This is a genomic window from Streptomyces sp. NPDC045778, from assembly GCF_056431945.1.
The window spans coordinates 57,202-75,958 of sequence record NZ_JBWKJZ010000025.1; the positions used below are offsets into that span (position 1 = coordinate 57,202).

Genomic DNA, 18,757 nt, shown 5'->3' on the forward strand with positions numbered 1-18,757 from the left:
TGTGACTCGCGGCCTGCGCACTTGGTTGTGTGCGCACGGTTCGAAAATGCGCCTCCGGACACGTCCAATCCCTCCAAGTGAGCCTCTGAACTGCTTCTTTCATGTCCCTGCGAGCATCTCGAAAGCACTCCGAAAGGACAGTTTCACCATAAATTCATTCGCGCCGCGATAAATCGCCCTCCCCTGCACCCCTGGGCCCGAAAGGGCAATTCGGAAGGCCCGAAAGGGCAATTCACAGGGCGGCGGCGGAGAGATGAGCGCTGGACCCCGCGGAGGTCATCCCTCCACGGCACTCCGCCGGATGACCGACACGACGCAACCCCCTCCCGGAGCCGCCGCAGAGCCGCGCACGCGGCCTGGCGAGAAATCGACCCCCGAAATGATCATGAACGGGTCACCGCATGTATACCTTTGGCGTGACTTTACGCTCTTTCCTCACCCGTTCCCTCGCCGTGGCCGTCCTCGCCACGGCCGCCGTCTCCGCACCGGCCGCCGCGGCCGAGCCGTCCGCACCGGCACCCCGGGCCGCCGCCCCGGCCGACAACACGCTGTGCGTCTACAGCACCGAGATCACCGACAGGACCACCGGCGGCTACGTCTGGGACGTGGGGACCCGCGCCTACGCGCTCTGGAAGTCCGACGACTTCCAGAGCAAGTACGGACAGCTCTCCTACGGCGAGCAGACGAACAAGCTCCTGTACGAACTCAACGTCAGCCAGCACGTCTTCGGGCACAGCTGGCTGGTGCACTTCAACGCGCACGGCGCCTTCGAGCGCAAGCTCGCAGGCGGCGGCACCGCGCGCTACGACACGTACTCGTTCCAGCCGCAGGACCCCGACGGCCGCAACGGCGACGGCAGCGCGGTGGACGGCATGTCCATCAACTACACCGGCTACGACATCAACGCGCCCGGCAAGCCGCTGATCGAGTGGGACCGGCCGAGCCGCAAGCAGGACCGCAACGGCGCGTACGCCCCCCGCGCGGCCCGCTGCAAGGCCCTCAGCCCCGCCCAACAGGCCGCCTTCGACAAGGAGATCGAGCGGCGCAAGCAGGCCGACGAGAAGTACACCCTGCTGCCCACCTGGAAGTACCTCCTCACCGGCGGCTGGGCCGGCACCCCGGCCCGCAACTGCACGACCTTCGCCCTCCAGGTGTGGGACGCCGCGATGGTGAACGCCCCCGCCGAGCGCATCGACCCGACGCTGCGGCTGCCCGCCGCCGACCTCAACCGGCTCGGCGCCAAGGTGCCCGCCGACCTCACCCAGAGTGAGTTCTCCGCCTGGATCCCGGCCCTCGCGGGCAAGTGGATCCACGAGAAGAACGGCAACCGGGACGAGAACGACGAGGTCCCGCGCTTCGCGTCCGACGACCCCACCCCCGCGCCCGCGAAGCCGGGCACTCCCTAGCACCGCCCGGTGAGCGTCCGCCCCTTCCCGGTGTCGACCCCGCCGGGAAGGGGCGGAGGGGACGGGCCGGTGACGACCGATGAGTTTCTCCGGGACCCGCGGTCAGAGATGCTGTCGGTGCGACCCGACGCCGCGGGTGCGGCGGGAGGGCGCGTCGGCCACACTTGCCGAGACCGGACGCACGAGCCGGCCCCCAGACACCGAGGAACCCAGATGCGTACGTTGATCAGCACCGCCTTCGTCTCGCTCGACGGCGTCGTGGAAGCCCCCGGTGGCGAGCCCGGATACCGCAACTCGGGGTGGACCTTCAAGGACGTCGAGTTCCTCCCCGAGGCCTTCGAGATCAAGGGCCGCGAACAGGAGGAGGCCGCCGCGATGCTCCTGGGCCGGGTCAGCTACGAGGCGTTCAGCCCGGTGTGGCCCGACATGGAGGACTTCGCGGACTACAAGGTGATGCCGAAGTACGTGGTCTCCACCACGCTCGCCGAGTCCGACCTGGTGTCCAACTGGGGCGAGACCACGATCCTGCGTACCCTCGACGACGTCGCCGCCCTGAAGGAGACCGAGGGCGGCCCGATCATCATCCACGGCAGCGCCACCCTGAACCGGAACCTCTCGGACGCCGGCCTGATCGACCGCTACCACCTCCTCGTCTTTCCCCTCCTGCTCGGCGCGGGCAAGCGCCTGTTCAGCACCACCGACAAGGACACCCAGAAGCTCAAGCTGGTCGAGCACGAGGCGTACGCCAACGGCCTCCAGAAGAACGTCTTCGACGTCGTCCGCTGACACCACGGATCGGGGAGCGCCCACGCACCGGCAGGTCACGTGGTCGTGGTGTCCGAAACGCCGAGTCGCTCGGCCAGGAAGGCGATGATCTCGTCACGGGCCCGCACGGTCGGGTGGCCATCCTGGTCGACCAGGTGGGCCGTGACGACGCTGTGGGCGCAGCCGACGACATCGCGGAAGAAAGGCGGCGGGTCCGTGTGCGCCGCCCCGCCGGGCAGGACCCGGCCGTCGAACGCGTCGCCGAGCAGCGCGCGGTACGCCGCGAACCGCCGGCCGGTGCACCAGGTGTCGTCGTCGAACCGGTAGCCGAGCACGCGCAGCCCGTCCCGCTCGACGCGCGCGGCCACCGCGGCGGCGTCCTCGGCGCCCATCTCCAGGCCGCCGGGGTCGTCGAGCGGCAGCGACGGATGGTTGACCACGGGAGCGATGACCGCGGGTTCGAGCGCCATGGTCAACGCGAAGTTGCCGGTGAAGCACAGCCCGACGGCGCCGACGCCGGGCCCCCCACGCTCGGCGTGCGCCACCCGGGCGAGGCCGCGCAGCCATGCCACGACAGGGCTGGTGCCGCCGCCCGCGAACGCGCGGAACTCGGCGCTGACGCAGGCGCGCCGGACGACGGTCTCCACCGCGTCGGCGCGCGGATAGGCGCCGTCGACGCCGAAGAGCGAGGGCAGGTACACGGAGAACCCGGCATCGCGGATCCACCGTGCGAACCGCGCCACGTCAGGGCTGATGCCCGGCATCTCCGGCATGAGGACGACCGCGGGCCCCGCCCCCGCGACGTACACGGTCTTGCTGACGCCCTCGACCCTCACGGTTCTCCGGGTCAGGTCGTCCAACGGATCGTCCTGTCCTCGTGACGGATCGCTGGGACCCCGCGACGGATCGCTCGGGGTTCGCGACGGGTCGCGGGGCGCTCGCGGCGGGTCGGCCGGGGTTCGCTCGGTTGTCATGGTCGAAGGATGGCGAGATGCTGCCGTCCCGGAGAAGCGGCGGTATCGCCATGTGTCCCGGCGATACCGCCACCCGCCGACTGCCGGAGGTGCCGTGTGAGTCCGCTGCGCGTGAGTGTGCTGGCCTACCCCGGCTGCTTCGCCTCGGAGGTGTTCGGCGTCCTCGACCTCCTGACCATGGCCACGCACGTCGCCGCGGTGCACGGGGCGGTCGGGCCGTCCTACGAGGCGTCCGTCGTCTCGCCCCGCCGCCGCGTGGTCGCCTCCGGAGGCTCGCGCGTCGACGTCTCCGCGGTACGCCCCGCGGACGTCTTCGTCGTGCCCGGCTTCGAGCTGTCCCCCGCGCTCGACCTCGACGCGACCCTCACGGATCTGGGACCGGAAGCGGCCGCGATCCGCTCTCAGGCCGCCGCGGGGGCCGCGATCGTCTCGGTGTGCGTCGGTGCCTTCCTGCTCGCCGAGGCCCGCCTGCTGCACGGCCGCGAGGCGACGACGTCCTGGCTGTTCGCGGACCGCTTCGCCCGCCGGTACGCCGAGGTGCGGGTCCGCCCGGACCAGTTGGTCGTCACCGACCGCGGCGTGACGACGACCGCCGCCTTCAGCGCGATGTACGACTTCGCGCTGCGGCTCGTCCGCGAGCACGACGGCCCCCGCGTCGCCCGTGGCACGGCGCGCGTCGCGCTCCTGGACGACGCGCGCTCCACGCAGACCGCCTACGTCGACCCTGAGTTGTTGCCCAGCGCGGGCACGGGCTTCTCGCAGCGGGTGAAGCGGTGGCTCGACCAGCGCCTCGCCGACCGCTACGACCTGACCGCCCTCGCCCACGCGTTCGGCGTGAGCACCAGGACGATGCTCCGGCGCTTCGGCGGGGAAGCGGGCCAGACGCCGCTCGCCTACTTGCAGGGCGCCCGGGTCCGCCGCGCCAGGCACCTGCTGGAGACGACCGACAGGACGGTCGCGAGCATCGCCGCCGAGGTCGGGTACCGCGACGCCGGCACGTTCAGCGGAGTCTTCGTGCGGCACACCGGCCGGCAGCCGAGCGTCCACCGCTCGGCGTTCCGCCGGCACGAGCCCTCCGAGCGCCTCCTGACGCGCCCCTGACCTGCGGAGGCCTTCCGCGACGGCGTCCCGGCCCCTGGCGGAGGTGGGCGCCTCCCTGGCCGCCGAGTCCCGCAGGAGGCTCAGTCGCGCAGCAGGCTCAGCTCCCGCATGGCCTCGCGCTCGATGCGGGCGAGTTCACCGAGCGCCTTGCCCGCTTGCACGAGACACCGCTCGTCGCTCGACGCACCGGCCTTCTCGATGAGCGCCGCCACCTCGGTCCACAGCGTCGCGGCCTCGGCGTACAGCGTGTGCCCCGCGCGCAGATGGTCGCTGTCGACCAACTCGGCGCATTCGGCGAGGAAGTCGCGGTAGAGGTTGCGGAACAGGGCGCCGCCGGTGCCGCCCCGCTCCATCAGGAGGGCGGCGAGAGGCAGGTCCCGTTGGGGGTCGTCGCTGCGCCCGAGCCAGGTGGGGACGAGCTTTCCGGCCTTCTCGATGCCCCGGTGGCCCAGGTTGGCGATGGGCGGGTCGAGGAAGGCGGCGGCGCAGGCGCCGATGGCGGGCACGACCTGGTCCCGGGGGTCCGGCGCGTTCGCCGGGGCGGTGAGGGTGAAGGAGCGGTGCCGGGCGGACATCGGGCCGCGCGCGGCCCTGGCCTCGGCGAGGCCGGTCAGCCCTGTGGTCACCGCTCCGCCTTGCTGGGCGGTGTCCACCAGGTAGGCGGCGTCCTCGTCGTAGCCGTACATCGCGACGACATGGCCGGCGAAGTGGACCTTCGAGATGAAGTAGTCCAGGTGGTAGCTGTCGAGCTGGAGCCCGACGGGCCGGCCCTCGTCGAGCGGGGCCGCCACGTTCTCCCAGGCCTTGCGGGCGGAGGTGGTCTCCCTCACCTGGAGGACGAGTCCGAGCCTGGTGGCCAGGTTCCTCGTCAGCTCGAAGGGCTTGACGCGACCTCCGAGGAACGGGAAGTCCTGCTTCTTGCTGTCCCAGTAGATGAATGACAGACCCGCGCCGAGGCCGAAGAGCATCGGCTCGGACAGGTCGATTCCTTCGTGTCTCAGCAGTACGCCGAGCGCTGTGGTCTCGCAGTGCCGCATACCGCGGGCGTCGACGTCCTTCACACGCGTCATGCGTCCTCCTCGACAGGGACGACCAGCCTGGTCCTCAGTTCGTCCTGGGGTGCTTCCCCGGGCCCGACCGGACAGGCCTCCCGTACGGGGCCGTACGGGCGCCGACCGCGCTCGTGAAGGGCGGCGAAGAGAGCACTGTAGGCCAGGGGCAGGTCCATCTCGCGCAGCAGGGCGATGGTCAGGAGTTCGTCTCGCACGTCACCATCGTGGACTCTCCCACCGTGGGAGAGCCCACCCGGGGCGGCCTCGACTTCCGGCGGCGGGCCCGCGGCGGGGGCCGGGTCCGTCGGACGACGGGCCCGGCCCCGTGACCGAGGCAACTCAGACGCGGTCGGCGGCGATCAGGACGTACTGGAACGAGCCGTCCTTGTACGAGTTGATGAACGCCTCCTCGATGCCCGTGACCAGGGACGACGTGGCCCGCAGCTCCCAGTACGGCAGGGTCGCGGGGGTCAGGTCGACGACGGCCTGCGGGACCAGGCGGTTGTCCGCCATGGCGCGCAGGTACTCCCGCCGCGAGTGGATGTTGCACTCGAAGTGCGCGTTGATCTGGGAGACCCACTTCGACGGCTGGCCGTAGCGGGGGTTCCAGCAGCCGGTGATGGTCACGTAGCGGCCGCCCACGGACAGGATCCGGGAGTGCTCGGCCATGAGGTCCTCGAGGTCGACGTACATGCTCGACTCGTTGTTCCACGAGCCCGCGGCCTGCCCCGTCTCGAAGGGCATGGCGAGCATGTTGCAGACGCGGGAGTGGACGGAGTCCTCGATGCCCAGTTCCAGGGCGCGCTGATTGCCGAACTCGGCCTGCTTGGCCGACAGCGTCAGCCCCTCCACCTTGCAGCCGAACCGCTGGTGGGCCATGACCATGGAGCCGCCGCGCCCGCAGCCCGCGTCGACGAGCATGTCGTCGCGGCCGATGGAACCGAGGTGGTCCAGGAGCGTCTCGGCCTGCGCCGACTCCAGGCGGTGCAGTTCGGCGATCAGCCTCTTCTCGTACGCGCCGTCCGCGGGGTCCCCGAGCGCGGCACGGTCGACGTCACCGATGCCGTAGTGGTGGTGGTAGAGGCCGTCGACGTCGCCGAGGCGCAGGTTGACGGGGCGGGCCTCGTGGTCCCAGTAGCGCGCGATGTCGCCCTGGTAGGGCGTGGCGGGGGCGGGGATGAAAACAGACGAATCGGTGGAGCCGTTCACGGAGGTGACATCGGTGGCGACATCAGTGGTGACATCGGTGCTGGACATGGATAAGTCCCCCTTTACCAGAAGTCGGGAAGGCTGTAGCGGTAGGTGTTGGTCATGTGCCAGTAGTGGTTGCCGTCGACCCAGACGGCGACGCCCTTGAGGAAGCGCACCACGCGCGGGTCGGGGCAGGAGGCGGCCAGCTCGGCGGCCGTGGCCTCGAACTCGTGCATGAGTTCGTTGTGGACCTCGATCGCCTTCAGGTAGGCCTCCCGCTCGGAGAGGTCCTCCCGCTCGGCGATCACCACGGGCAGGTTGAGGTGCTTGCCGGGGCTGGCGAGTTCCTTGGTGTACGAGTACAGGTCGTTGACGAGGGTCGTGGCGTTGCCCGCCAGGGCGATGACCCGCTGCATGGCGGGCTGCGCGTGGAGGTCCGCCGGGAGTTCATAGCCGCCGACGGTGTCGGTGATGGTGGGGCAGGGGCGGAAGTTGTTGAACTGGCGCATCGCCAGGTACTCCCACACCTGCGGCACGTAGTCCGTCTCGGCCCAGGCTGCTTCCGCGAGGTATCCCAGGTGCAGCCGGGCCATGTCGTGCCGGTACCGGTCGGCCTGGGAAGGGGTGGCCAGCTGGAGGAAGTACTCCATCGCGGAGCGGTACGCCCGCCGTGGGGCGTCCGACTGGAGGGACTCCGCCCAGTCCGGCGCGTACTCCTTGGTGGTGTGGAGCGGGTCGAGCGCGGTGTGCGCGAGCAGCAGCCTGCCGCCGAGGCCCACCGGGGAGCCGCCGTGGTCCTCGCAGTAGCAGTCGTCGACCGCGTTCTCGGCGACCATGAGCCGGGCGGCGGCCATCACGTGCTCGACGGTGGGCGCGTCCGGGTGGCAGGCGACCATGTATCGGCCGGTGGAGAAGCCGTCGAACTGGTCCTCCCACTCCGGGGGGTAGGCCTCGACCTCCTCCACCGCCCAGTGCTTGATCCGGCGGCTGACCTCGTCCACCCGTACGGGATCGGGCTCCGGAATCGGGTGGTGGTAGAGCCCGGGGATCGGTGTGCCCTGTGCCGGAGGCGGCTGCTCCGGCGGCGCGGCGTCGAGTGGCTCCGGATCGGGCAGGGCCGGCGGCTCGTCGCGCGGGGTGAGGCTCAGGCTCGCGGTGCCCAGGCCGCTGGGACCGCGCAGGACCCGGGCGAGCGCGGGGTTCGGTGCGATCGCGCTCGATGGCAGCGGGGAGGGCCCGGAATCGGGCATCCGTGACTCCTAGGTGACGTGGGTGGCTGTCCCGGGCCGGACTCCCCGGCGTGCTCGGCCGTTCCGGTGGGGCCCGGGCCGTCGCAGCCGCGGGGCAGGCCTCGGTGACGAGGGGTCTAGTCGGGCCTGCGGGCGATCTGGACGTTCTCAAGCACGCCCAGCGCGTCGGGCACCAGGACGGCGGCGGAGTAGTACGTCGTCACGAGGTAGGACATGATCGCCTGGTCGTTGAGCCCCATGAAGCGCACCGAGAGGCCGGGCTCGTACTCGTCCGGGAGACCGGTCTGCCGGAGGCCGATGACGCCTTGGTTGTCCTCGCCGACGCGCATGGCGAGGATGGAACTCGTGCTCTCCTTGGTGATCGGGATCTTGTTGCAGGGCAGGATCGGCACGCCGCGCCAGGCGGGGACCTGCTGTCCGCCGAGGTCGACGTTGTCCGGGTAGAGCCCGTGGGCGTTGAACTCGCGCCCGATCGCCGCGATCGTCCTGGGGTGGGCGAGGAAGAACTTGGTGCCGCGGCGGCGGCAGAGCAGCGAGTCCATGTCGTCCGGGCTCGGGGGGCCCGCGTGGGGCTGGATGCGCTGCTTGAGGGCGGCGTTGTGCAGCAGGCCGAACTCGCGGTTGTTGATCAGCTCGTGCTCCTGGCGCTCGCGCAGGGCCTCGATGGTGAGCCTGAGCTGTTCCTCGGTCTGGTTCATCGGGCCGTTGTAGAGGTCGGCGACCCTGGTGTGGACCCGCAGGACGGTTTGGGCGACGGACAGTTCGTATTCACGCGGGTGGAGTTCGTAGTCCACGAACGTGCCGGGGAGCGTGGGCTCGCCCGTGTGTCCGGCCGAGAGCGCGATCTCGGCCTCGCCGTGCCGGTTCTGCCGCTGCTGGGGCAGCGCGCTCAACCGCTCGACGTGTGCCCGCAGGCTCGGCGCCGCGGACATCAGGGCGGCGAAGTCGTCGCGGGACAGCGTGACGAGGGTGCCGTCGGTCTCGGCGGTGGCCGTGAAGTCCCAGGTGCTGTCGGCGTCCAGCAGGGCGTCGTCGCCGAATCTGTCGCCGTCGCCGAGCACCGCGACGGCGACCTCTTCTCCGTAGGGGCCCACGGAGGTCTGGTTGATCCGGCCGTGGGCGATCAGGTGGAGCTGTTCGGCGGCCGCGCCGCGCTCCACGAGGACCTCACCGGCGCGGAAGTCGCGCTGTACGCACCGGTCGGCGATCGCGGTCAGCACGTCCTCTTCGTCGAAGTCCCGCAGGAGGGCCAGTTCGCCCAGCTCCCGGGGGATGACGCGGACGTCGGCGCCGTCCTGGATGAAGTCGATGCGCCCGTCGCCGACGGTGTAGGTCAGTCGGCGGTTCACCCGGTAGGTGCCGCCCTTGGTCTCCACCCAGGGCAGCATCCGCAGCAGCCAGCGGGAGGTGATCTCCTGCATCTGCGGGGCGGACTTGGTCGTGGTGGCGAGGTTGCGAGCAGCCGCCGTGCCCAGGCTGGTCCGCTGCTGCGGCTCCAGCTGTGCGTCGCGGCTGGCGTCAACGGTCATCGAGCAGGCTCTCCTTCATCAGGCACGTGCGGCCGACCAGGGGCATACACGTGCAAAACTGCTGAAAGTCGATAACTCAGGGCTAATATCGGGGAATTCGTCCAGAACTCAGGGAACAGTAACGGCCGATGCGCCCCGTCCACCCATGGAATCCATGGGTATTACCTCGATGCAGTGAGCTTGACCTGCTCGGTGTTTGCCGCGCCGACCAGTGGTTTTCGGACAGCGGTCACCTCGGCCCCAGGGCAGCGCGCGGTCACTCCAGCCCCTCTGCTCCCTGGCGCGGGGGGCTCACCCACCTCCGTGGCATGGATTCGCGCCAATGGGAGCCTTCGCCGGTGCGTGAGCGCGCGGGGCGCGGCAGGGCCCGCCCCGGGCAGGCCCGGGGCGTCAGCTCGGTGCGTGCGCGCCGAGTACCCGCTCGGCACGGTGGGGCAGACCGCTCCAGGGGCGTGGGGTGATGACCGGTACGCCCAGGGCACGTGCCTGATCGGCGAGCCACCTGCCGTACAGCACGCTGACGCGGGCCCGGTGGTGCTGCGGACCGGCTTCCGGTTCGCGCGCCAGGTAGTTGGCCGTCACGCGCGCCTCGTCGTCCTCGTGGACGAAGACGGCCCGGACGGGGCCTGCCGCAAGGACCAGTTCGGGGAGCAGGTAGTCGCCCTCGACGATGACGGGGGTGTCGGTGTCCACGTGGTTGGCGACCACCGCGTCGAGCGCCGGAGCGAGGGCCCGGGCGATCGCGATCTGCCGCTCGAGCACCGACTCGGGGGCCTGGAGCGCCGCCTCGGGGTGGGTGCGCCAGATGTGCACGTCGGGCAGGTGCTCGGGCCGGGTCACCGCGAGGAGCGCCTCCACGATGTCGTCGACCTCCACCACGGGGGCGGCGAACCGTCGCGCCAGGGCGCGGCTGACCGTGGTCTTGCCCATCCCCGACGCCCCGCCGACGGCGAGGACGCGCCAGGGGCGCGGCGCCCCCGGCTCACTGGTGTCGTTCACGCGGGAACTGTAGCGACCGCCGGCCGGGGCCCGGGGGGTGGGCCGGGAGCTGGAAGCCGACTTCCGCGCCGCCGCCCATGGCGCCGGTGGCGAAGACCGTGCCGTCGTCGGCGGTGACGATGTCGTGGACGATGGCCAGGCCGAGGCCGGAGCCGGGGATGGACTGGGTGCGGGGGCCGCGGTAGAAGCGGTCGAAGACGGCGTGCCGGTCGTCCGGCGCGATGCCGGGTCCCTGGTCGCGTACCGTCAGGCGGCTGCCGGTGACGTGGACGGCGATGGGTGCGGGGGCCTCGCTGAACTTCACCGCGTTGCTGAGGAGGTTGTCGACGCAGCGTTGCAGCGCCCGGGGTCTGGCCCGTACCGGGACGGGGTCGTCGGCCGTGACGGAGATGTCGCGGCCGGTGCGTTGGCGGTAGCGCCGCGCGCTGTCCTCGGCCACGGCGTGGAGGTCGACGCTTCTCGGGTCCTCCCCGGTGTACCGGTCGGTGGCCAGCTCGACGAGTTCGCGTACGAGGTCGTCGAGCGCCGCGGTCTCCGTGACGAGGGTGGTGAGGATCTGCTCCTCGTCCTTGGGGTCGAGTCTGCCGCGGGCCCGCTGAAGGAGTTCGGCGCTGCCGCGCACCGAGGTAAGGGGGGTGCGCAGTTCGTGGCTCGCGTCCTGCACCAGTTGCTGCTGCTGGGCGCGGGAGCGGCGCAACGCGCTCAGCATGGTGTCGAAGCTGCGGGTGAGCTGGCCGATCTCGTCGGCTCCCGCGGGCGGCAGGGGCGTGGACAGGTCCTGGGTGGTGGTGATGCGCCCGGTGGCGCGGGCCAGGCGGCGGACCGGGCGCAGGATGCGGCCCAGCACGATCCAGCTGAGCACCGCCGAGAGGCCGGTGGCGGCCACGGTGGTCCAGGGGATGCGCCACATGAAGGCGTTCTCGACGCGGGCGACGCCTTGGTAGTGCTGTCCGACCATCACCGCTCCCCCGTCGGGCAGCGGTTTGGTGAGGACCCCGTACTCGCGGCCGGAGACGAACACGTCCTGGCGGCTGCTCCCGGTGCCGGTGCGTGCCACCTCGCGGTCCGCTTCCGAGACCGGGAGGCGGTCGCGGCCGGGGTCGAGGGGGCGCACGGTGCCGTCGGCGAGCAGCACCTGCTCGGTGACGTCGGGGCGTGCCGGGGGTTTGCGGGAGGCGCCGAGCAGGGTGGTGACCGTGTCGGCGCGGTCTTCGAGGCCGCGTTCCAGTTCGTCTGCGACGAGGTCGCTGACGCTGCGGTACGACGCGACGACGGTGACGCCGATGGCGAGCACGGCCGCGGCCACGACCACCAGGGTGATCTTCGTGCGCAGCGTAAGACGGGTCAGCCGTGCCAGGGGGCGTGCCATCACGCCGGCCTGACGGTGTAGCCGACGTTGCGCACGGTGTGGATCACCCGTGGGGCGCCGTCGTGTTCGGTCTTGCGGCGCAGATAGCCGATGTAGACGTCGAGGGAGCGCGACGTGGTGTCGAAGTCGTAGCCCCAGATGCGCTCGTAGATCTGGGTGCGGGTGAGGACGACGCCCGGGTTGTTCAGGAGGAGTTCGAGGACGTCGAACTCGGTCTTCGTCAGGTCGAGCGGGTGGGGTCCCCGGTGGGCCTGGCGGGTGGCGGGGTCGAGGGTGAGGTCACCGACGGCGAGGAGTTCCGCGGCGGCTTCGGTCGGCTCGGTGCGGCGCAGCAACGCGCGGATGCGCGCGAGGAGTTCCTCGGTGGCGAACGGCTTGGCCAGGTAGTCGTCGGCACCCGCGTCGAGGCCGGCGACGCGGTCACCGATCTGGTCCCTCGCGGTGAGGACGAGCACGGGCAGCCGGTCACCGCGCCTGCGCAGCATCCGGCACAGGGCAAGCCCGTCCAGGCCGGGCATGACCACGTCCACCACCGCCAGGTCCGGGCTCTCCTCCTCGATGAGGGCGAGCCCGCGCAGCCCGTCGGGGGCCAACAGGACGCGGTAGCCCTCGAAGCGCAGCAGTTGGTCCAGGGTGCTGCGCACGCCCGGGTCGTCCTCGACGACCAGGACCGTGCGGCGGTGCTCGATTGCCTCAGTCATGAGCACATCTTCGCTGGTGGGGGCCGTGGCCGTGACGGGAGGCCCGGGCAGCGGCGAAGGCTGGGCGATCAGACCGGCGGGGTGAGTTCCGTCGGGCCGTAGAGGGCCGCGTCCGCGCCGGTGAGCAGGGCCCAGTAGCGGTCGCCGAAGGACCAGTGCCACCACTCGGTGGGGTAGTTCACCAGACCCGCGGCGGTGAGCACCGAGCCGAGAAGCTCCCGGTGGGCGCGGGCCTGGGCGCTGATGTTCGGGGCGTCGGTGTAGCAGGCGCCCTCGCTCTCCTCGGGGTCCGCGTTCATGCGGGTGCCGAGGTCCAGCTCGCGTCCGTCGGCGCCGGCCAGGGTGAGGTCGACGGCCGCGCCCGCGCTGTGCGGGGCGATCTGCGGCGGTGACACGTACCGGCTCGCCGCCGCGTGGAGGCGCTCGGCGGACCAGTCGGTGTGCCGCGCCCGCAGTTCGTCGGCGTACTCCTCGAAGTACGCGCGTTGCAGCGCGAGCGGCCGGTAGCCCTCGACGAACAGCAGCCGCACGTCGGGCGGGAGCAGCGACTGGGCCTTCAGCAGGCGTTCCAGCACGCCCGCGCGCAGGTGGGCGTAGGCGTCCGTCGAACGCAGGTGGGTGAAGCCGTCCGCCGGGTCCTGCTCGCGGTCGTCGACGCGCAGGGCGCCGTCGAGCCGTACGTCCACGAGCCGTTCCCCGCACTCGGCGACGGGTATCGCGGCGACTCGCGCGTCCGACATCAGAATGATCTCAGTCATCACGCGATGATCCCTCAGGAGGCCCGCGCCCGGAAGGGCTTTCGGGGCAGGGCCCGTCGAACGGTCACCCACGGGCTCATCGCCCTGGTGACCGTCACGTTGCGTCCACGGGGGGTCAACCGCGCGGGCGTCGCCCCATCCCTGCGGGGCACGCGGGTCCAACCCGGAGTACGGCGGCCCGGCTTGGGTACACGGGCGGCACCTGGGTAGGGAAGCAGCCATGTCCTGCCTGCCCCACCTGGTGAACGGTGTCGTGGTGAGCCATGGGGTGTCACGCTCATGAGCCCCGCGCACCGGTCGCCGGACCAAGTCGCGCCGACCGAGCGGGATCATGGCGAGAAACATGCGGGTAGGATCCGCCGACACCCCGTTCGCACTCAGGAGAGGTGGACGTCATGTCTGATGCCCTCACCACACCGACCGGTCTCGAGAGTCACTACGCCGCGCAGCTCGCGGCGGACCTCGAGCGCAACTCCACCGAGCAGGAACGTATCGGTACCGAAGTACAGTCCTTGCAGGAGCAGTTGCGTGCCCTCCAGCGCGACCGCGAGCTGCTGCTGAAGATGCAGCAGCTGCTGGACGAGGGGGCCGCGGCCTCCGTCCGACAGGCCGGCGCGGCCCGCGTGGAGCGGGTGCCCGCGCCGCGTGAGTCCGCCCCGCGTGAGTCCGCGCCCCGCACCAAGCGCGCCCCGCGCAAGAAGGCCGTGGTCAGCAAGGCCAAGGCCAAGGCCAAGCCCGCCGAGGGGCCCACCCTCATCGAGCTGGTGCGGTCCCACCTCGGTCAGCAGACCGAACCGCGCTCGGCCGCCGAGGTGACCACCGCGCTCACCCAGGGCCACCCGGACCGCACCATCAAGACCACGGTCGTGCGGACCACCTTGGAGAAGCTGGTCGCCAAGGGCCAGGCCCAGCGCACCCGGCAGAAGAACTCCGTCTTCTACAGCACGCCCGACTCCGCCGAGCAGGCGGAGCGATCCGCCGAGAGTGCCGACAGCGCCGCCGGCGCCGAGAAGTCGGAGTCGAAGGACTGAAGTCCGGTCCTGAAATGTTCTGTCCAGCGGAATGCGAGGACCGGCACGGGGCGTTCACCCAGAACGTTCCAGCAGGTGGGGAGCCGCTTCGGCTCCCCACAAGTGCCGCCTTCGCACCGCATGGCGGCCATCCACCACAGAGGATCGCCAGGACATGACGAACGACGCACGCACTATCACCAACCCCGGCACGCTCCACGACCCGACCCCCTTCGGCTACAGCCACGCGGCGTCGGCGCCGGGCGAACTCGTCTTCATCGGCGGTCAGTACGCGTCCGACGCCACCGGCGCCCCGGTGCCGGGTGACTTCGCCTCCCAGGTCGACCTGGCCTTCGAGCGGCTGTACTCGGCCCTGGAAGGGGTGGGTCTCGGCTTCGAGCACGTCGTCCGGCTCGGCACGTACATCGTGGACCACGACGTGGACAAGCTCGGTGCGCTCGGCAAGGCGCTCCACGCCCGCTTCGGGGACCGCCTCCCGGCGCAGACGCTCAGCGGCGTCGCCTCGCTCGCGCTGCCGGGCATGCTCTTCGAGGTCGACGCGGTCGCCGTCCGTCCCGCCGCGTAGCCGTCGCGGCAGTCGTCACGGGCGGCGAAGCCTGACGGTCAGGAACAGCGGCTGACTGTGGGTCTTCTCGTACCGGCGCGGATCGGCCCTCCGGGCCTCCTCCGTGGCTCTCGGCTCCACCAGCTTCTCCAAGGCGAAGCCGGAGCCGAGCAGTTCACCGAGGAAGACCTCGAGGGTCATCCGCCGGTACGTGAGCGCGAACCGCGTGCCGAACGGCAGTTCCACCCGCTCGTCCGTGAAATAGGACCCGCCGAAGTACGTCCAGTCGCTGGTGGGGTGGGTCGTGGAGACCAGCAGGGTGCCGCCCGGCCGCAGCACGCGCCGGATCTCGGCGAGCAGTTGCCCGCGCGCCTCGACGTGGTGGTAGACGAGAGCCATCACGGCCACGTCGTACGCCTCGTCCGGCAGGAAGGCCAGCGGTTCCTCCAGGTCGTGCTGGTGCAGCTCGGCCCGGTCGCCGACCCGCTCCCGCGCGGCGGCCAGCAGGGACGCGCTGCCCTCGACACCGGTGACGTGCGCGGCTCCCCGCTCCAGGAACTCGGCGGCGTAGTGCCCGGCCCCGCAGCCGAGGTCGAGGATCCGCAGCCCCCGCACCTCACCGGCCAGTTCCAGCATGGCCGGGCGGTCGGTGTGCGCGTTGTACGCGCTGTCCGTGGCCTGCGCGGCGAACTGCTCGCCCATCTCACCGTGGTACGCGGTCTCAGCTGTCATCCGGGAATCCTCGCAGGTGTCAGGGCCCGGCCGCCCGACAGGTCCGAAGTGGCCACGTCCCGGCCACGCCGCTGCCGGGCGCCCGGCGGGCGCCCGGCCGTCTGTGAGACTGGCCCCTGCCGGTCCGCCCTCCCACCTGGGCGGCGTCGAGACGAGGAGCCAGTGTGGAGCCACAGGACCGTACCCGCCCGGTGATCGCGGCGCCCGCGCACGTGTGGATGCTGGTGCGCCAGCACCCCACCGCGCTGCGCAGGTCCACGCGTGACCTCGCCGACGCCCTCGCGGCCGTCCACGGTGACCGCTTCGCGGTCTGGCACACCGACGAGCTGCTCTTCGGCGTCCAGGGCGGCCGGTTGGTGCTGCGCACCCTGGGCGGCGCGGAGCTGCCCGCTCCCGATGTGGTGTGCGTACGCCAGGTGGCCGGGCCCATGCGCGACGACCGCGAGGTGACCCTGCTCCGGCACCTGGAGCGGATGGGCAGCACCCTGGTCAACGGCGTCGACGCCCACCTCAGCAGCCGCAACAAGATCTGGCAGCTGCAAGAACTCGCCCTGGCGGGGCTGCCGGTGCCCGACACCCTCTCCTACGCCACCGCGCCGCTCGAAGGAGTCGTCCGCAGTCCCCAGCTGAAGGGGCCGTGCGTGGTGAAGGCCGTCAGCGGCTCCAAGGGCACGCAGGTGTTCCTCGCTCCCGACACCGGGCTGCTGCGCGCGGTGGCGGGCAGCCTCCAGCAGGACGTCCCGTTCCTGTTCCAGGAGCACGTGGCCCATTCCCACGGTCGTACTCTGCGCGTCATCGTGGTCGACGGTGAGCCGGTGGACGCCGTCGTGCACACCTCAGGCAACGGCGGTCTCACCGCCAACATCGCCAAGGGCGGCTCCGCTGCGCTGTGCCGGGGGCGCTACCCGCGCGCGGAGGAGCTGGCGGTGGCAGCGGCCCGCGCCCTCGGCCTGGACATCGCCGGGGTGGACCTCCTGTTCGCCTCCGCGGACACCTACACCATCTGTGAGGTCAACTCCGTCCCGGGCTGGCGTCCCGCGATGGGGCAGGTCGTCCCCGCCATCACCGCCTGCGTCGGCCGTCGCCTGGCAGCCCGGCGCGGGAGCCGGGGGAAGAAACTCGATGGACGGGCCGAATCCGGCGGTGCGATAGTCCGGCTGTGACGACGATCATGAACTCGCGTGCTGCCGTTCCGTCGGCCGACGGCCTCACGTTGCGGCAGGCCCGCCCCGCGGACCTCGATCAGATCGGCGCGCTTCTCGCCGAGCGGGGTGCGCCTGCCGACGCCCTCGACCACCGCCTGGTGGTCGGGGACCCGGACGCCGGGTGGTCCGCGTGCGCCGTGGTCGTCGACGGCGACCGGGTCGTCTCCACCGCGACGCTCCTCGACGAGGAGATCCGCGTCGGCGGCGTCCGGCTGCCCGCCGGCCAGGTCGAACTGGTCGCCACGGACAAGGAGTACGAGGGGCGCGGGCTCGTGCGGGCGCTCATGGGCTGGGCCCACGAACGCTCCGCCGCACGGGGCCATGTGCTCCAGGCGATGATCGGGATCCCGTACTTCTACCGGCGGTTCGGCTACGAGTACGCCATCGACGTCCCCCAGACCCTGGCCCTGCGCACGCCACCGCCCGGTGAGGGGGCGCCCGCGCTCCGCGCCGCCGGTCCCGACGACGTCCCCGCCATGGCGGCCCTCCAGGACGCGGCCCAGGAGGGGTTCGACGTGGCGATGCCGCATTCGGCCGCCTGCTGGCGGTGGCTTCTCGGGCACGAGGCGAGCAAGCTGTGGGTCCTCGAGCGGGCCGGTGCCGTCGTCGCCACCGCACGCACCAGCCCTCCGGGCGGCAGGCTGGTCCTCGCCGAGGCCGCCGCGCGCGACGAGGCGGCGGCGCGGGAACTGCTGCGCGGCGTCGCCGCCCTGGCCCCCGAGGGCCAGGTCCGCGTCGTCGACCGGCCGGGTACGGTGACCGCCGCCGCCTGGCAGGAGTTCCTGGAGCACAAGCCGCGCGAGCAGGCGGAGCAGTACTACGTCCGCGTCCCGGACGTCGCGGTACTCCTCGACCGGCTGCGGCCGCTGTTCCAGCAGCGGCTCGCGGCGGCCGGCGTGGACTTCGGCGGCCGTGACATCGTCGTGTCCACCTTCGGCGCCCACTACCGGATCCCGGTCCTGGCCGGGGGCCTCGGCCCGGTGGTGACCGGCGGCCCGATGCAGGGCCCGAGGGCCGTGGGCGGCGCCGGGGTGGCACCCGACCAGCTGCCCGCCCTGCTGTTCGGCCCGCACGGGATCAAGGGGCTGGCCCGGATCCGGCCCGACGTGTACGCCGCGCGGGAGGAGCTGTTCCAGGCACTCTTCCCGCCGCTGACCGCGGATCTGCTCAGCTTCTACCTGCTGTACTGACCGCGGCGCACTCGCCCGAGCGTGCGTGACCTCAGCGGAAGGCGTCGATGTTGCGGGCGACCCAGCCGCTGAAGGGGCCCGGGGCACGCCCTGTGACTCGTTCCACGTCCGCGCTGACGCGCAGTTCGGCGGGGTTCGGGTCGGCGATGATGTCCAGGGTGTCGTCGGCCAGCTCCTCCGGCACGAACCGGGTCATCTCGGCCTTGGCCTCGGCGCGGGTGAGTTCGTGGAACCGCACCGGCGAGCCGAGCGCCGCGGCGATGACCTCGGCCTGCTGCCGCGGCGTGATCACCTCGGGACCGGTCAGCTCGAAGACCCCGCCGGCGTGCCGGTCGTCCAGCAGGCAGGCCGCCGCGACCTCGGCGATGTCCGCCGGGTCGACGACCGGGACCCCGACGTCACCGAAGGGTGCGGCGACCGTGCCTCGGGTACGGACGGACTCCGCCCAGCCCAAGGCGTTGGAGGCGAAGCCGCCCGGTCGCAGGACGGCCCGGTCCAGGCCGGACGCGCTCAACGCGTCCTCCACCGCGCGCATCGCGATCCGCGACGGGCCCAGCGGCCGGGTTCCCACCCCCTGCGACGACAGCAGGACGACCCGGCGGACCCCACTGGCCGCGGCCAGGTCGATGATGTCGGCCGGCCTGGCGTCCGGCCCGTGCAGGTCGCCGGACAGCAGGAGAAACAGCGCCTTCGCCCCTTCAAGAGCGGGGGCGAGGCTCTCCGCGTCTGCCAGGTCGGCCCGCACGTGCCGGACCCCGTCCGGCATCTCCGTCGCGTGCCGCGACACCGCCGTCACCCGCTCGCCCGCCTCGGCCAGGACCCGCGTCAAGGGTCGGCCCACGTTTCCGGTGGCCCCGGTCACCACGATCATGTTCTGCTCCTCGCCCGTTGTGCGCTACGGCGGTTGACGCTAGGAGCCGGGCTCACTCTTCGTAAGGACGTACCCAGAGGTAAGCTCCG

General features: G+C 71.7%; 19 protein-coding genes. 7 read left to right on the forward strand and 12 right to left on the reverse strand.

Going from position 1 to position 18,757, the window contains the following annotated elements; genetic code table 11:
- Positions 1 to 416 precede the first annotated feature (416 nt).
- Positions 417 to 1,406, forward strand: coding sequence for a hypothetical protein (locus AC07GB_RS28085; protein ID WP_478850175.1), 990 nt, complete (start codon positions 417 to 419; stop codon positions 1,404 to 1,406).
- Between the two features lie 213 nt (positions 1,407 to 1,619).
- A complete protein-coding gene (locus tag AC07GB_RS28090; protein WP_478850177.1) occupies positions 1,620 to 2,192 on the forward strand; it encodes a dihydrofolate reductase family protein in 573 nt (190 codons plus the stop codon).
- Between the two features lie 35 nt (positions 2,193 to 2,227).
- Here AC07GB_RS28090 and AC07GB_RS28095 read toward each other — a convergent pair whose 3' ends face one another.
- A complete protein-coding gene (locus AC07GB_RS28095; RefSeq protein ID WP_478850179.1) occupies positions 2,228 to 3,031 on the reverse strand; it encodes a dienelactone hydrolase family protein in 804 nt (267 codons plus the stop codon).
- 210 nt (positions 3,032 to 3,241) lie between these two features.
- On the opposite strand from AC07GB_RS28095, the gene AC07GB_RS28100 reads away from it, so the two are divergent.
- Complete coding sequence (locus AC07GB_RS28100) at positions 3,242 to 4,246, forward strand: GlxA family transcriptional regulator (protein WP_478850181.1); 1,005 nt, start codon at positions 3,242 to 3,244, stop codon at positions 4,244 to 4,246.
- A gap of 80 nt (positions 4,247 to 4,326) precedes the next feature.
- On the opposite strand, the gene AC07GB_RS28105 is transcribed toward AC07GB_RS28100, so the two are convergent.
- The 9 genes from AC07GB_RS28105 to AC07GB_RS28145 all read right to left on the reverse strand — a co-directional run bounded on the left by AC07GB_RS28105 (position 4,327) and on the right by AC07GB_RS28145 (position 13,095).
- Positions 4,327 to 5,316 (reverse strand): BtrH N-terminal domain-containing protein, encoded by a 990-nt coding sequence (locus AC07GB_RS28105; protein WP_478850183.1) that lies wholly within the window; start codon positions 5,314 to 5,316, stop codon positions 4,327 to 4,329.
- Positions 5,313 to 5,513, reverse strand: a complete 201-nt coding sequence (locus AC07GB_RS28110; protein WP_478850185.1) for a hypothetical protein — start codon at positions 5,511 to 5,513, stop codon at positions 5,313 to 5,315. The genes AC07GB_RS28105 and AC07GB_RS28110 overlap by 4 nt, the downstream gene beginning before the upstream one ends.
- Before the next feature lie 124 nt (positions 5,514 to 5,637).
- Positions 5,638 to 6,555: a geranyl diphosphate 2-C-methyltransferase gene (locus AC07GB_RS28115; protein WP_478850187.1), complete on the reverse strand. Its 918-nt coding sequence runs from the start codon at positions 6,553 to 6,555 to the stop codon at positions 5,638 to 5,640.
- Between the two features lie 14 nt (positions 6,556 to 6,569).
- On the reverse strand, positions 6,570 to 7,739 hold the full coding sequence (locus AC07GB_RS28120; RefSeq protein ID WP_478850189.1) for a family 2 encapsulin nanocompartment cargo protein terpene cyclase: 1,170 nt from the start codon (positions 7,737 to 7,739) through the stop codon (positions 6,570 to 6,572).
- A gap of 116 nt (positions 7,740 to 7,855) precedes the next feature.
- Positions 7,856 to 9,268 carry a family 2B encapsulin nanocompartment shell protein gene (locus AC07GB_RS28125; protein WP_478850191.1) on the reverse strand — a complete coding sequence of 471 codons (1,413 nt, stop codon included), beginning with the start codon at positions 9,266 to 9,268 and terminating at the stop codon, positions 7,856 to 7,858.
- A gap of 390 nt (positions 9,269 to 9,658) precedes the next feature.
- A complete protein-coding gene (locus AC07GB_RS28130) occupies positions 9,659 to 10,267 on the reverse strand; it encodes a hypothetical protein (RefSeq protein ID WP_478850193.1) in 609 nt (202 codons plus the stop codon).
- A complete protein-coding gene (locus tag AC07GB_RS28135) occupies positions 10,251 to 11,636 on the reverse strand; it encodes a HAMP domain-containing sensor histidine kinase (RefSeq protein ID WP_478850195.1) in 1,386 nt (461 codons plus the stop codon). Before AC07GB_RS28135 ends, AC07GB_RS28130 begins: the two co-directional genes overlap by 17 nt.
- The gene (locus tag AC07GB_RS28140; protein WP_478850197.1) at positions 11,636 to 12,337 is read right to left on the reverse strand and encodes a response regulator transcription factor; all 702 of its coding nucleotides are present in this window, start codon (positions 12,335 to 12,337) and stop codon (positions 11,636 to 11,638) included. Before AC07GB_RS28140 ends, AC07GB_RS28135 begins: the two co-directional genes overlap by 1 nt.
- Before the next feature lie 68 nt (positions 12,338 to 12,405).
- Positions 12,406 to 13,095, reverse strand: coding sequence for a M15 family metallopeptidase (locus tag AC07GB_RS28145; protein WP_478850199.1), 690 nt, complete (start codon positions 13,093 to 13,095; stop codon positions 12,406 to 12,408).
- Positions 13,096 to 13,490: 395 nt separating this feature from the next.
- On the opposite strand from AC07GB_RS28145, the gene AC07GB_RS28150 reads away from it, so the two are divergent.
- Positions 13,491 to 14,126 (forward strand): hypothetical protein, encoded by a 636-nt coding sequence (locus tag AC07GB_RS28150; RefSeq protein WP_478850201.1) that lies wholly within the window; start codon positions 13,491 to 13,493, stop codon positions 14,124 to 14,126.
- A gap of 154 nt (positions 14,127 to 14,280) precedes the next feature.
- A complete protein-coding gene (locus AC07GB_RS28155; protein ID WP_478850203.1) occupies positions 14,281 to 14,691 on the forward strand; it encodes a RidA family protein in 411 nt (136 codons plus the stop codon).
- Between the two features lie 15 nt (positions 14,692 to 14,706).
- Here the strand turns inward: AC07GB_RS28155 and AC07GB_RS28160 are convergent, their stop codons facing one another.
- Complete coding sequence (locus AC07GB_RS28160) at positions 14,707 to 15,402, reverse strand: class I SAM-dependent methyltransferase (RefSeq protein WP_478850205.1); 696 nt, start codon at positions 15,400 to 15,402, stop codon at positions 14,707 to 14,709.
- Between the two features lie 164 nt (positions 15,403 to 15,566).
- Here AC07GB_RS28160 and AC07GB_RS28165 point away from each other — a divergent pair, with 164 nt between their 5' ends.
- Both AC07GB_RS28165 and AC07GB_RS28170 read left to right on the forward strand, forming a co-directional pair.
- Positions 15,567 to 16,565, forward strand: coding sequence for an ATP-grasp domain-containing protein (locus AC07GB_RS28165; RefSeq protein ID WP_478850207.1), 999 nt, complete (start codon positions 15,567 to 15,569; stop codon positions 16,563 to 16,565).
- On the forward strand, positions 16,562 to 17,797 hold the full coding sequence (locus AC07GB_RS28170) for a GNAT family N-acetyltransferase (RefSeq protein ID WP_478850209.1): 1,236 nt from the start codon (positions 16,562 to 16,564) through the stop codon (positions 17,795 to 17,797). Before AC07GB_RS28165 ends, AC07GB_RS28170 begins: the two co-directional genes overlap by 4 nt.
- 31 nt (positions 17,798 to 17,828) lie before the next feature.
- Here AC07GB_RS28170 and AC07GB_RS28175 read toward each other — a convergent pair whose 3' ends face one another.
- Positions 17,829 to 18,668, reverse strand: a complete 840-nt coding sequence (locus AC07GB_RS28175; protein WP_478850211.1) for an SDR family oxidoreductase — start codon at positions 18,666 to 18,668, stop codon at positions 17,829 to 17,831.
- Positions 18,669 to 18,757 lie beyond the last annotated feature (89 nt).

Bases quoted from the DNA above. Each gene is read 5' to 3' on its own strand.
- AC07GB_RS28090 (WP_478850177.1), top strand. From the start codon at position 1,620: ATGCGTACGTTGATCAGCACCGCCTTCGTCTCGCTCGACGGCGTCGTG.
- AC07GB_RS28105 (WP_478850183.1), bottom strand. From the start codon at position 5,316: ATGACGCGTGTGAAGGACGTCGACGCCCGCGGTATGCGGCACTGCGAG.
- AC07GB_RS28115 (WP_478850187.1), bottom strand. From the start codon at position 6,555: ATGTCCAGCACCGATGTCACCACTGATGTCGCCACCGATGTCACCTCC.
- AC07GB_RS28120 (WP_478850189.1), bottom strand. From the start codon at position 7,739: ATGCCCGATTCCGGGCCCTCCCCGCTGCCATCGAGCGCGATCGCACCG.
- AC07GB_RS28125 (WP_478850191.1), bottom strand. From the start codon at position 9,268: ATGACCGTTGACGCCAGCCGCGACGCACAGCTGGAGCCGCAGCAGCGG.
- AC07GB_RS28135 (WP_478850195.1), bottom strand. From the start codon at position 11,636: ATGGCACGCCCCCTGGCACGGCTGACCCGTCTTACGCTGCGCACGAAG.
- AC07GB_RS28140 (WP_478850197.1), bottom strand. From the start codon at position 12,337: ATGACTGAGGCAATCGAGCACCGCCGCACGGTCCTGGTCGTCGAGGAC.
- AC07GB_RS28145 (WP_478850199.1), bottom strand. From the start codon at position 13,095: ATGACTGAGATCATTCTGATGTCGGACGCGCGAGTCGCCGCGATACCC.
- AC07GB_RS28150 (WP_478850201.1), top strand. From the start codon at position 13,491: ATGTCTGATGCCCTCACCACACCGACCGGTCTCGAGAGTCACTACGCC.
- AC07GB_RS28155 (WP_478850203.1), top strand. From the start codon at position 14,281: ATGACGAACGACGCACGCACTATCACCAACCCCGGCACGCTCCACGAC.
- AC07GB_RS28160 (WP_478850205.1), bottom strand. From the start codon at position 15,402: ATGACAGCTGAGACCGCGTACCACGGTGAGATGGGCGAGCAGTTCGCC.
- AC07GB_RS28175 (WP_478850211.1), bottom strand. From the start codon at position 18,668: ATGATCGTGGTGACCGGGGCCACCGGAAACGTGGGCCGACCCTTGACG.